Genomic DNA, 12,216 nt, shown 5'->3' on the forward strand with positions numbered 1-12,216 from the left:
GGCGGCCGGCGGCGGTGCCGGGGCCGGCCAGGCCGGCGCCGCGGCCGCCCCGGCGGCTCCGCCCGCGGCCGCCGCTCCGGCCGCGCCAGCCCAGGACCCCGTGGCGCGCGGCCGGCAGCTCGTCTCGGACCTGGGCTGCGTGGCCTGCCACGCCACCGACCGGAAACGCACGGTGGGTCCGGGCTGGGGCGGCCTGGCCGGCCACGAGGTCGAGCTGGCCGACGGCACCACCGTCACGGCGGACGAGGCCTACCTGATCCGCTCGATCCGCCAGCCCGACGCCCAGACCGTCGCGGGCTACCCGCCGCACGTGATGCCGTCCTACGACGCGCTGATCGACGAGGCCGACATGAAGTCCATCGTGGCCTACCTGCGCAGCCTGTGAAAAGGAAGCCATCATGATCAAGATCGACTATCAAACGCAGCGCCTGAGCCTGCGCTTCTTCCTGCTGATGCTGGTCCTGTTCGGGTTCCAGGTCCTGTTCGGCCTGCTGATCGCCGTGCAGCACGTGGACCCGCACCTGCTCTCGGGCGTCCTCAACTTCAACATCCTGCGCGCCGAGCACACCAACCTCGGCATCCTCTGGATCCTGTCGGGCTTCATCGGCACCATCCTGTTCGTGGGCCCCCTGCTGTCGCGCCGCGAGCTGGCCGCTCCGGGGCTGATCCGCTTCCTGTTCCGGGCCCTGCTGGCGGTCACGCTGTGGAACGTCGCCACCCAGTCCCTGGCGGCGCGCGGCATCGCCGGCTGGTGGCTGGGACAGCCCTGGCTGCAGGAGGGCCTGGAATACCTCGAGGCCGGCCGCGCCGCCGACATCGTCATCTTCGTCGGCTTCGCCATCCTGGCCTGGGTGGTGCTGCGCACCTTCCCGGCGCGCCGTGACTGGAACGAGATCCACTGGGGGCTGGCGATCGGCGTGAGCGCACTGACCTTCGTCTGGCTGTTCGGCGTGTTCTTCGTCGAACGCCTGGACCTGCAGGAATACTTCCGCTGGTACGTGGTGCACTACTGGGTCGAGGGCGTCTGGGAGGTCATCCACATCAGCCTGGTGGGCTTCCTGCTGGTGCTGATGTTCAAGGCCGACGTCAAGGCCGTGGGCTACGCCGTGTTCTGGGGGGTCGCGATGGTCTGGCTGTCGGGCCTGATCGGCAACGCCCACCACTACTTCTGGATCGGCACGCCGGAATTCTGGCAATTCTGGGGATCGCTGTTCAGCGCCCTGGAGCCGCTGCCCCTGGTGTTCTGCTTCTGGCACATCTACCTGGACGCGCACCAGGACCGCCGGCCGCTGGAGAACGCCCCGGCCTTCTATTTCATCCTGGGCTCGGTGGTGCTGGAACAGGTCGGAGCGGGCATCCTGGGCTTCACCATGACCTTCGCCCTGACCAACGCCTGGTCGCACGGCACCTGGGTCACGCCCAGCCACGCCCACCTGGCGCTGTTCGGCACCTTCGGCATGCTGGGCATCGCGGCGGCCTACTACGCGATCCCCCTGCTGCGCGGCGTCAAGGACTTCGACCAGCGGCTGGGCCGGATCGCCTTCTGGCTGGTCTTCGCCGGCATGCTGGGCATCGCCTTCGCCTTCGCGATCGGCGGCACGATCCAGGTCTTCCTGTACCGCGCCATGGGGCTGAGCTGGTTCGGCGGCCAGATCTTCCCCGCCATGCAGTTCTACAAGATCCTGGTACCGCTGTTCGGCCTGGTGTTCCTGATCGGCGCGGGCCTGCTGATCTACGACCTGCTCACGCTGGGACTGCGCGCCCGCAACGCCCCCCGGCCGCGAGCGGCCTTCAGGGCGGCCGATCCGGGCCGCTGGGGCCGCGCGCTGCACGGCATGGAGGCCGGCCTGTGGTTGATGAGCATGTGGATCTTCGGCGCCTTCATCACCCTGGGCCTGCTCAGCTTCAACCTGGACGCTGTGGCCCAGGGTGACCCGACCATCCCCTACGTCCTGGCCGGACTGGGCTACCCGGGCCTGCTGCTGGTCACGCTGCTGTTCGTCTGGCGATTCCTCGCCTCGCTGGAGGCCCGGCCGGCCGCCGGACCGGTCCCCACCGGCCCCGCCGCCGGAAGGAATCCCGTCGATCAGGCCGCCCGCGCCTGAGGCGTCCAGCGCAGGGCGGCCTGGCGCACCGTCCAGGTCGCCAGCAGGAACGGCGCCGTCAACGGCGGCAGTTCCAGCGCCTGGAAGCCCCGCACCAGGCCCAGGCTGAGCAGCGCGCCCAGGCAGGGCCACGCCCAGCGGCCTGGGCGGACCGTCCGCAGCGCCTCGGCCGCCAGCACGGCGTTGAAGCCGTACAGGCCCATCCGGGCCGCGTCGGCAGGAAAGCCCGCCCACGAGGCCGCCAGCAGGCACAGACCCGAGGCCAGCCCGGCGGACAGCGCCGCCCGGGGTGCGCCCAGCGCCAACCCCAGCAGGCACAGGGCTCCGGCCCGGGGATCGTCCAGGAACATCACCTGGCCGACCCCGCGCAACAGGCCCTGCGCAGCGCCGTTCCAGCCGGGATCGGCGGCGACCCGCACCACGGCCCGCGACAGGTCCAGGCCGGCGGCCGCCGCCATCAGCAGCCAGGTCACGAGGACGAACGGCGCCGTATAGGGCGGCACGGCGCACCGGCCGCGCCAGGCCTGCGCGAACCAGGTGGCCAGGCAGGCCAGCGGCGCCACCAGGGACCAGGCGAGCGGCCCGGGCGCCAGCACGGCCATGACCCCCAGCCCCGTCAACGCGCCGTTGTAGCCGTCCAGGCCCGCGCGGCCGCCGGCGGCATCGCCGGCGGCCAATCCCCACGCGGTCCCGGCCAGGGCGCCCAGCAGGCAGGCACCCGCCGGCGTCCAGGACTGCCAGGCCACGGCGCCCAGCAGGACCGCGCCGGCCCGGGCGCTGGGCAGCAGGTACACCTGGCCGATCCCGCGCAGCAGCATGCGGACGAAGGCCGCGCCGAACGAAGCATGATCCCGCAAGGGCATGGCGATACCTGATGAAATGAAGAAGTCCGGGGATGGGGCCCGGGACCGGGCCCGGCATCCGCGATCGTACTGCGGGAACGGCGCGGCGGGATGCGCCGCGCGGCATGGCGTCCATAACGGCCGGCACATGTCGCGGACCGGCGTACAATCGTCCGGATGCCATCGTCGTACGACCACGATCATCAATGAAAAACACTCTTGCCACGGCGCCCTCCGCCGCGCCCCAGTCCGAACCCGGCGTCGCCTTCCCCGTCCTGGGGGCCATCAGCCTGACCCACCTGCTCAACGACATGATGCAGTCGGTGCTGCTGGCGATCTATCCGGTGCTGCAGGGCCGCTTCGACCTCAGCTTCGCCCAGGTCGGCGTCATCACCCTGGCCTTCCAGTTCTCATCCTCGCTGCTGCAGCCGGTGGTGGGACGGCTCACCGATCGCCGCCCGATGCCCTATTCCCTGCCGATCGGCATGGGGTTCACCTTCTGCGGCCTGCTGCTGCTGTCCCAGGCCTGGAACTTCCCTCTGGTGGTGCTGGCCGCCACGCTGGTGGGGGCCGGGTCCTCGGTGTTCCACCCGGAATCCTCGCGGGTCGCGCGCATGGCCTCGGCCGGCCACCACGGCCTGGCCCAGTCGATCTTCCAGGTGGGCGGCAACATCGGCTCATCGATCGGCCCCCTGCTGGCCGCGCTGCTGATCGTGCCCCACGGCCAGGGCAGCGTCGCCTGGGTGTCGCTGGCCGCCCTGGCCGGCATCTGCATCCTGCTCGGCGTCAGCCGCTGGTACGCCGCCAACCTGTCCGGCGTGCGCGGCCGCGCATCCCTGCGCAAGACCGACAACGGCCTGTCGGCGCGCCAGGTGCGCGGGGCCGTGTTCATCCTGCTGCTGCTCATCTTCAGCAAATACTTCTACCTGGCGGGGCTGAACAGCTATTTCACCTTCTTCCTGATCGACCGCTTCGGCCTGGACATCCAGCAGGCGCAATATTCCCTGTTCGTGTTCCTGGCCGGGGTGGCCACCGGCACGCTGGCGGGCGGCCCCATCGGCGACCGCATCGGCCGCAAGCGCGTCATCTGGGGTTCGATCCTGGGCACGGCGCCGTTCTCCCTCGCCCTGCCCTACGCCAACCTGCACTGGACCCTGATCCTGGTGTTCTGCGCCGGCTTCATGATCGCCTCCGCCTTCCCCGCGATCATCGTCTACGCGCAGGAACTCATGCCCGGCAAGACCGGCACGGTCTCGGGCCTGTTCTTCGGCCTGGCCTTCGGCATGGGCGGGATCGGCGCCGCCGCGCTGGGCCGGCTGGCCGACGCCACCAGCATCGCCTTCGTCTACCACCTGTGCGCCTTCCTGCCCCTGCTGGGCCTGACGGCCTTCTTCCTGCCGGACACGCGGCGCCGCGCCGCATGAGGCCGCCCGCCACCCGCGCGGCCGCCTGGCTGACGGCGGCCAGCCTGTTGCTGCTGGCCGCCAACCTGCGCCCCCTGTTCCCCAGCACGGCCATCCTGCTGCCCGAACTGACCCAGGCGCTGGGCCTGACCGGCGCCCAGGCGGGCTACCTGACCACCCTGCCCGTGCTGTGCATGGGCCTGTTCGCTCCCCTCGCCCCCCACCTGGCGCAGCGCACCGGCATCGAACGCACCCTGCTGCTGGTGCTGGCGCTGATCGTCGCCGGCACGGCCCTGCGCGGCGCCCTGGGCGTCACCGGCCTATTCCTGGGCACCGGCCTGGCGGGCGCGGGCATCGCGCTGGGCAACGTCCTGCTGCCCAGCCTGGTGAAACGGGATTTCCCCGAACGGGCGGCCCTGATGACCGGCCTGTACACCATGAGCCTCGTGGGCGGCGCGGCCCTGGCCGCCGCCGTCACGCTGCCGCTCACCCGGGCCCTGGGCGGCCGCTGGGACCTGGGCCTGGCCCTGTGGGCCGTCCCGGGCGTGGCAGCCCTGGCGGCCTGGGCGCCGATCGCCCTGCGCGCCGCCGGCCGCCGCGCGGGCGGCCGCCACATCCTGCCGGTCGAAGGCCTGCGTCGCGACGGGCTGGCCTGGGCCGTCACCCTGTTCATGGGCCTGCAATCGGCACTGGCCTATTGCGTGCTGGGATGGATGGCGCCGATGCTGCGCGACCGCGGACTGGACGGCACCGAGGCCGGCCTCGCCACCTCGCTGTCGATCCTGGTGCAGGTCGCCGCCTGCCTGCTGACGCCGATGGCGGCCTCGCGATGCCGGGACCAGCGCGGCCTGGCCGTCTTCCTGTCCGCGGCGGCCACCCTGGCCCTGATCGGCATGATCCTGGGGCCGCGCTGGGGCATCTGGCCGCTGGCCGTGGTCCAGGGCATCGGCCAGGGCGGGCTGTTCGCCCTGGCCGTGATGCTGATCGTGCTGCGGTCCGGGGACGCCCACGTGGCCGCCCACCTGTCCAGCATGTCCCAGACCACGGGCTATGTGCTGGCCGCCAGCGGCCCTCTGCTGATCGGGATGCTGCACGACTGGGCGGGCGATTTCCGGGCCTCGACCGGGCTGCTGGCCGTGCTCGGGATCTGCACGGCCCTGGCCGGCTGGCGGGCGGGCCGCAACGCGCTGGTGCGCGCGACCGTCGTCCAGGAGTCGTCCCGCTGAAAACCGCGACGGCCCGCCGCGCGGGGAGGCGCGGCGGGCCGTTCGGGAAGGGATCGGAAGGCCGGAACGGCCCCGGGGCTCAGAGCCCCGCGCGCGAGAACACCAGGGTGGCGTTGGTGCCGCCGAAGCCGAAGCTGTTGGACAGCGCGGTCTCGATGCGGGCCTGCGGCAGGGCTTCGCGCAGGATGTTCATGCCCTCGGCGGCCGGATCCAGCGTGTCGATGTTGGCCGAGGCCGCGACGAAGCCGTGCTGCATCATCAGCAGGGTGTAGACCGCCTCGTTCACGCCCGCCGCGCCCAGCGCGTGGCCGGACAGGGACTTGGTCGAGGCGATCCAGGGCTGGTCGTCGCCGAAGACCTCGCGGATGGCCTCGAGTTCCTTCACGTCGCCCACCGGCGTGCTGGTGCCATGGGTATTGATGTAGTCCACGCGGGTGTTCACGTCCTCCAGCGCCTGGCGCATGCAGCGCGCCGCGCCTTCGCCGGACGGTGCCACCATGTCGTAGCCGTCGGACGTCGCCCCGTAGCCGACGATCTCGGCCAGGATGCGGGCGCCGCGCGCCTTGGCGTGTTCGTATTCCTCGACCACCAGGATGCCGCCGCCGCCGGAAATCACGAAGCCGTCGCGGTCGGCGTCATAGGTGCGCGAGGCGCGTTCCGGCGTGTCGTTGTAGCGGGTGGAGAGCGCCCCCATGGCGTCGAACATGAACGACAGGGACCAGTGTTCTTCTTCCGCGCCGCCGGCGAAGACGATGTCCTGCTTGCCCAGCTGGATCTGCTCGACCGCGTTGCCGATGCAATGCGCGCTGGTGGAGCAGGCCGAACTGATGGAATAGTTCACGCCCTTGATCTGGGCGCCGGTGGCCAGGCAGGCGGAAACGCCGCTGGCCATGGCTTTGGTGACCATGTAGGGGCCGACGCGGCGCACGCCCTTTTCGTGCAGGGTCTGGATGCCGTCGTTGATCGAGGAATGCGAGGCACCGCCGGCGCCGACGATCAGGCCGGTGCGCGGATTGGACACCAGTTCGGGCGTCAGCCCGGCGTCCTGGATGGCTTCCTGCATGGCCAGCCAGGCATAGGCATGGCCGTTGGCCATGAAACGGCCGAGCTTGCGGTCGATCCGGTCGAGCGCGTCCAGGCGCACCGAGCCCGCCACGTGCGAGCGCAGGCCCTGTTCGGCGTATTCCGGCTGGAAGGTGATGCCGGAGCGCCCGTGGCGCAGGCTGTCGAGGACCTCGGACTGGTTGTTGCCCAGGCTGGACACGATGCCCATGCCGGTGACGACGACACGACGCATGATCGAACCTCCTAGAAATTATCCGTGCGGGTGAACAAACCCACGCGCAGATCGTGGGCCGCGTAGATCTCGTGGCCGTCGACTTCCATGCGTGCGTCGGCGATGCCCATCACCAGCTTGCGCATCATGACGCGCTTCATGTCGATGGTATAGCGGACCAGCTTGCCCGTGGGCAGGACCTGGCCGGTGAATTTGACTTCGCCCACGCCCAGGGCGCGGCCCCGGCCCTGGCCGCCGCAGCAGCCCAGGAAAAAGCCCACCAGCTGCCACATGGCGTCCAGCCCCAGGCAGCCCGGCATGACCGGATCGCCCTTGAAGTGGCAGTCGAAGAACCACAGGTCGGGACGGATGTCGAGCTCGGCCACGATCTGGCCCTTGTCGTGCGCGCCGCCCTTGTCATCGATATGCGTGATCCGGTCGAGCATCAACATGGGCGGCAGCGGCAGCTGGGCATTGCCAGGGCCGAAGAGTTCCCCGCGCCCGCACGCCAGCAGTTCGTCGTAGCTATAGCTGTTCTTTTGCATGATTTTCCGTCTGAGATCCCCGGCTCGGCGGCCATTCCGGACGCAAAGGCGCCCCACAAACTAGGTAAGCTTGCTAGTATAACCCGATATATTTTCAGCCGATGCCGCGCCAGGCGGCGCGCTTGACGGGACTATCGGCCATCGAACCACACCGTCACCGTCCCCCGGACGAACACCGGCGGATGATCGCCGCCCCAGCCTTCGACCCGGTGCACCAGCAGCAGCGGGCCGCGCGCCGCGCGGCCGTCGAAGGCGTCCGTTTCGACGCTGCGGCCCTCCAGCGGCACGCATGGTCCCCGTTCGGAACCCCAGCACAGGCGGGTCGAGATGCGGGCGGCGCTGTCGTAGTCCCGGGAAGCGTAGACCCGGGTGATGCGGGCGGACGCGGGCACCGCCGGATCCCGGGCCCCGGGTTCGTAGAGGACCGCCACCGCCCGGCCCTGCGCCTGCAGGCCCTGGCTGACCCGGTCCCGCGTCCAGGCCCGGTCGCCCGCCCGCGCCGCGCCCGCGGCCAGGATCAGCGCGGCCCCGGCCACCGCCGCGCCGCGCGGGATCCGGCCCGCGATCCTCATTCCTGCGGCAAGGCGGGCGTGCCCGGCCCGCTGAGCTGGAAGACTCCGACGGCCCGGTTCAGGCCGTTCATCTGGTCGTTGAGGGACTGGGCGGCCGTGCCCGCCTCGACCACCAGCGCGGCGTTCTGCTGGGTCACCTGGTCCATCTGGCCGATGGCCAGGTTGATCTGCTCGATGCCGGAGGCCTGCTCGCGGCTCGCCAGCGTGATTTCCGACATGATGTCGGCCACCCGCTGGACGCTGGAAACGACTTCCGTCATGGTCTGGCCCGCCCCATTGGCCAGTTCGGCGCCGGACTGGATCTTCTGCACGGTGGAATCGATCAGGCCGCGGATTTCCTTGGCGGCGTTCGAGGACCGCTGGGCCAGCGCGCGGACCTCGGAGGCCACCACCGCGAAGCCCTTGCCCTGCTCGCCGGCGCGGGCGGCTTCCACCGCCGCGTTCAGGGCCAGGATGTTGGTCTGGAAGGCGATGCTGTCGATCACCCCCACGATGTCGGACATCTGGCGCGTCGAGGCGTTGACCTCGCCCATGGTCTCGACCACACGGGACACGGTCTGGCCGCCCCGCGAGGCGACCTCGGAGGCGGTGGCCGCCAGCGTGTTGGCCTGCTGGGCATTGGCCGCGTTGTGGCCCACCGTGCTGGTGATCTGCTCCATGCTGGCGGCGGTTTCCTGCAGCGAGGCGGCCTGCTCCTCGGTGCGCGCCGACAGGTCCAGGTTGCCATGCACGATCTGGCCGACGGACTGGCCGATCCATTCGGTGCCCTGACGGACCTGGGCCACGGCCTGGGCGATGCCGTCGCGCATGACCCGCATGGCATGCATCAGGCTGGCGTGATCCCCCGGACGCACCGGAATGTCCACGCGCAGGTCGCCCTGCGACATGCGGTCGGCGATCTGGATGACGGCATCGGGCTCGCCCCCCAGTTGCCGCACCAGCCGGCGCGACAGGGCCGTGCCCACGACCAGCAGGATGAGCGCCAGGATCGCCGCCGCCAGCGCGAAGCCGCCGGCCTGCCCCCAGACGACGGCGTCGACCGTGTCCAGGTACACGCCCGAGCCCAGGATCCAGCCCCAGGGCGCGAATTCCTTCACGTAGGAGACTTTCTCCACCGGCTGGTCGACGCCCGGCTTGGGCCACAGGTAGAACACGTAGCCGTCATGCGCCGGACTGGCCTTGACGGTGTCGACGAAGGCCACGAACAGTTTCAGGCCGTTGGGATCCTGCATGCCCGACAGGTCCTTGCCTTCGAGCTCCGGCTTGATCGGGTGCATCACCATGCGCGGGACCATGTCGTTGATCCAGAAATATTCCTCGCCGCTGTAGCGCATGCCGCGGATGGCGTCCATGGCCTGCTTCTTCGCCTGCTCCTCGGTCAGGGCGCCGGTCTCGGCCTGGCGGTGGTAATAGGTGATCACCCCGTAGGCCGTCTCGACAGCCTGGCGCGCGCCGATCTGGCGTTCCTGCAGCAGGGCGCCGCGCTCCATCCACAGCAGCGACGCCGTCAGCACGACGATCCCGATGATCGCCACCAGGGTGAACAAGGCAAATTTGAACGCGGTCGAACGCGTCCAGGCCTGCAATGACCGTGACATGATGTCTTCCTCTTTTCTTCTCATCCATAATCCGGATACGCCCGCGACCCACTTCGGGGCGGCCGCCAGCGGATCACAGCGCGGTCGCGAAACCAGTATACGATTGAAGAATTCCGTCCAAGCCGCAGAAAAAAGGCCATATCCCGGGATTCCTGTCCCGCCGACCCCACATCCATGTGCATCGCCTACCTGTCCCTGGGGGCCCCCGGCTGGCCCCTGCTGATCGCCGCCAACCGCGACGAATTCCACGCCCGCCCGACCCGGGCGGCGGGCCCCTGGCCGCAGGCCCCGGACCTGGTCGCCGGCCTCGACCTGCAAGGCGGCGGCACCTGGATGGGCGCGACCGCCGCCGGCCGCTACGCCCTGCTGACCAACTACCGCGAGCCCGCGAACCCCGTGCCGCCCGGCGCCCCTTCGCGCGGCCTGCTGGTGCGCGACTTCCTGCTCGGCGGGGACGACCCCGCCGACTGGATCGCCGCGATCGCGGCCCGGGCGGACAACTGGGCGGGCTTCAACCTGATCGCGGGCGATGCGCGCCAGGCCTGGTACCTGGGCAACCGGGATCCCGCCCGGGCGCCCCGCCGCCTGGGGCCCAGACGCTACGTACTGACGAACCACCTGCTCGATACCCCCTGGCCCAAGGCCGCGCGGCTGCGCGCCTCGCTGGACGCCCTGCCGCCCGCCGCCTGGGCGTCCGAACCCGAACAGGTATTCGAACGGCTGCGCGACACCACGCCGGCCGAGGACGCGCGGCTGCCGGCCACCGGTCTCGCCCTGGAACGCGAACGCCTGCTGAGCAGCCCCTTCATCATCAGCCCGGACTACGGCACCCGCTGCTCGACGGTCCTGGCGGGGGCCGCCGACGGCCGGACCTTCTTCAGCGAACAGGGCTACGACGCCTCGGGGCGCCTGCGCGAACGCCACGACTGGCGGCTGTAGGCCGGCCCGCGCCGCGGCGGCCCGGATCCCGCGCGCGACGCCCCGGACCGGATAATGGCTCCGGGGCGCGCGCTAAAATGCCGTTTTTCACGCCCCACAGGACAATCCCATGAGCACCGGGCTCGCCAGCCAGATCACCGACGCCGTCAAGGCCGCCATGCGCGCGCACGACAGCACCCGCCTGGGCACCCTGCGGCTGCTGCAGGCCGCCATCAAGCAAAAAGCCGTGGACGAGCGCGTCGAACCCGACGACGCGGCGATCCTGGCCATCATCGAGAAGCAGGTCAAGCAGCGCCGCGAGTCCATCGCGGCCTTCGAGTCCGCCGGCCGCACCGACAGCGCCAACCGGGAACGCGCCGAACTGGACATCCTGAAGGAATTCCTGCCCCAGGGCGCTTCACCCGAGGAAATCGCGGCCGCCATCGATGCCGCCCTCGCCCAGGCCGCCGGCCAGGGCCTGCAGGGGGGCGCCGCCATGGGCGCGGTCATGGGACAACTGAAAAAGGCGCTGGCCGGCCGCGCCGACATGGCCGCCGTATCGGCCCAGGTCCGCGCCCGGCTGTAGCCGGACCCGCATCCGGCCGGATCACGTCGTTGGTTCGCCTCGCGCTCCGGCCGAATGCGAGCCCGGCTGATTCAGCCGACGGCGGCCTCCGGCACCAGCGGCAGACCGTCCCGGATCTGCCGGACCAGATCGGGATTGCGCACGAACGCCCGGCCGAAGGCGACCGCCTCGCCGCGTTCCGCCTGCACGGCGCGCAGCGCGGAATCGGGATCGTAGCCCTCGCTCAGCACCAGCGCGCCGCTGAAGGCATCCCGGATCGCCGGGGCCAGCGCGTCCGCGCCCTCGTGCTCGCGCACGCAGATGAAGGCGATGCGCCGCTGGCCCAGTTCGCGGGCCACGTGGCGGTACAGCGCCGCGGGATCCGAATCCCGCATGTCGTAGCGGTCGCCGCGCGGCGACAGGTGCACCCCGACGCGCCCCGCTCCCCAGATGCCGGCGCAGGCATCGACGATTTCCAGCAGGAAACGGCTGCGCTTGCACACCGAGCCGCCGTAGTCGTCCTGCCGGCCGTTGGAGCCATCGTGCAGGAACTGGTCGATCAGGTAGCCGTCGCCGGCATGCACTTCCACCCCGTCGAACTCCGCCAGCCAGGCGTAGCGGGCCGCCTGCTCGAAATCCGCGATCACGCGCCGGATCTCGTCGAGCCGCAGGCTGCGCGGCACGACGAAGCCCCCGGCCTGCGGACACGGTCCCCGGCCGCAGGCGATGGCGCTGGGCGCCACGGGCATCTCGCCCGACAGGTATTCGGGGTCCGACACCCGGCCGGCATGCCACAGCTGCAGGACGATGCGCCCGCCGCGCCGATGGACGTCGTCCGTCACCGCCCGCCAGCCCTGCGCCTGGATGGAATTCCAGATGCCCGGCGTATCGGGATGCCCGATGCCCAGCGGCGACACCGAAGCCGCCCCCGCCAGGATCAGGCCCGCGCCGGCGCGCTGGGCATAGTACGCGCGCATGCCGTCGTCGGGCACGCGGCGCTGCGCGGCCCGCGCGCCCGACGAGGGTGCCATGACGATGCGGTTGGGCAGCTCGATTTCCCCCAGCCTGACCGGATCGAACAAACTTGTCATATCATGCGGGAAAAAGCGGGGCTGGTTCAGCGCATTCCCTGTCTCGATTTGCTGCAACGCACCATCCAGATATCA

Annotated in this window: 12 protein-coding genes; 6 read left to right on the forward strand and 6 right to left on the reverse strand. The window is 70.8% G+C overall.

Annotation, left to right across the window (positions count from 1 at the left end; all coding sequences use genetic code 11):
• Both ACFO27_RS11550 and ACFO27_RS11555 read left to right on the forward strand, forming a co-directional pair.
• Positions 1-385: c-type cytochrome (locus ACFO27_RS11550; RefSeq protein ID WP_376817453.1), on the forward strand; the 385-nt coding region annotated here is incomplete at its 5' end.
• A 13-nt stretch (positions 386-398) separates the two neighbouring features.
• The gene (locus ACFO27_RS11555) at positions 399-2,105 is read left to right on the forward strand and encodes a cbb3-type cytochrome c oxidase subunit I (RefSeq protein WP_376817454.1); all 1,707 of its coding nucleotides are present in this window, start codon (positions 399-401) and stop codon (positions 2,103-2,105) included.
• Here ACFO27_RS11555 and ACFO27_RS11560 read toward each other — a convergent pair.
• Positions 2,087-2,968, reverse strand: coding sequence for an urea transporter (locus ACFO27_RS11560; protein WP_376817455.1), 882 nt, complete (start codon positions 2,966-2,968; stop codon positions 2,087-2,089). The two genes, ACFO27_RS11555 and ACFO27_RS11560, sit on opposite strands and share 19 nt — an antisense overlap.
• A gap of 185 nt (positions 2,969-3,153) precedes the next feature.
• On the opposite strand from ACFO27_RS11560, the gene ACFO27_RS11565 reads away from it, so the two are divergent.
• Positions 3,154-4,371 (forward strand): MFS transporter, encoded by a 1,218-nt coding sequence (locus ACFO27_RS11565; RefSeq protein ID WP_376817456.1) that lies wholly within the window; start codon positions 3,154-3,156, stop codon positions 4,369-4,371.
• Positions 4,368-5,576, forward strand: a complete 1,209-nt coding sequence (locus ACFO27_RS11570; protein WP_376817457.1) for a CynX/NimT family MFS transporter — start codon at positions 4,368-4,370, stop codon at positions 5,574-5,576. The genes ACFO27_RS11565 and ACFO27_RS11570 overlap by 4 nt, the downstream gene beginning before the upstream one ends.
• A gap of 79 nt (positions 5,577-5,655) precedes the next feature.
• Here ACFO27_RS11570 and fabB read toward each other — a convergent pair whose 3' ends face one another.
• From fabB to ACFO27_RS11590, 4 genes are all read right to left on the reverse strand, one after another.
• The gene (gene fabB / locus ACFO27_RS11575) at positions 5,656-6,873 is read right to left on the reverse strand and encodes a beta-ketoacyl-ACP synthase I (RefSeq protein ID WP_376817458.1); all 1,218 of its coding nucleotides are present in this window, start codon (positions 6,871-6,873) and stop codon (positions 5,656-5,658) included.
• Between the two features lie 11 nt (positions 6,874-6,884).
• Positions 6,885-7,397 carry a 3-hydroxyacyl-[acyl-carrier-protein] dehydratase FabA gene (gene fabA / locus ACFO27_RS11580; RefSeq protein WP_043682696.1) on the reverse strand — a complete coding sequence of 171 codons (513 nt, stop codon included), beginning with the start codon at positions 7,395-7,397 and terminating at the stop codon, positions 6,885-6,887.
• A 131-nt stretch (positions 7,398-7,528) separates the two neighbouring features.
• Positions 7,529-7,969, reverse strand: coding sequence for a flagellar protein FlhE (locus ACFO27_RS11585; protein WP_376817459.1), 441 nt, complete (start codon positions 7,967-7,969; stop codon positions 7,529-7,531).
• Positions 7,966-9,567: a methyl-accepting chemotaxis protein gene (locus ACFO27_RS11590; RefSeq protein ID WP_376817460.1), complete on the reverse strand. Its 1,602-nt coding sequence runs from the start codon at positions 9,565-9,567 to the stop codon at positions 7,966-7,968. The genes ACFO27_RS11585 and ACFO27_RS11590 overlap by 4 nt, the downstream gene beginning before the upstream one ends.
• A gap of 174 nt (positions 9,568-9,741) precedes the next feature.
• Between ACFO27_RS11590 and ACFO27_RS11595 the strand changes: the two genes are divergently transcribed.
• The gene (locus tag ACFO27_RS11595) at positions 9,742-10,506 is read left to right on the forward strand and encodes an NRDE family protein (RefSeq protein ID WP_376817461.1); all 765 of its coding nucleotides are present in this window, start codon (positions 9,742-9,744) and stop codon (positions 10,504-10,506) included.
• 109 nt (positions 10,507-10,615) lie between these two features.
• Positions 10,616-11,071, forward strand: a complete 456-nt coding sequence (locus tag ACFO27_RS11600; RefSeq protein ID WP_376817462.1) for a GatB/YqeY domain-containing protein — start codon at positions 10,616-10,618, stop codon at positions 11,069-11,071.
• A 71-nt stretch (positions 11,072-11,142) separates the two neighbouring features.
• Here ACFO27_RS11600 and ACFO27_RS11605 read toward each other — a convergent pair whose 3' ends face one another.
• Positions 11,143-12,141: an alkene reductase gene (locus ACFO27_RS11605; RefSeq protein ID WP_376817463.1), complete on the reverse strand. Its 999-nt coding sequence runs from the start codon at positions 12,139-12,141 to the stop codon at positions 11,143-11,145.
• Between the last annotated feature and the right edge of the window lie 75 nt (positions 12,142-12,216).

The sequence above is a fragment of the Castellaniella denitrificans genome, assembly GCF_042653765.1.
Taxonomy (GTDB): domain Bacteria; phylum Pseudomonadota; class Gammaproteobacteria; order Burkholderiales; family Burkholderiaceae_B; genus Castellaniella; species Castellaniella denitrificans.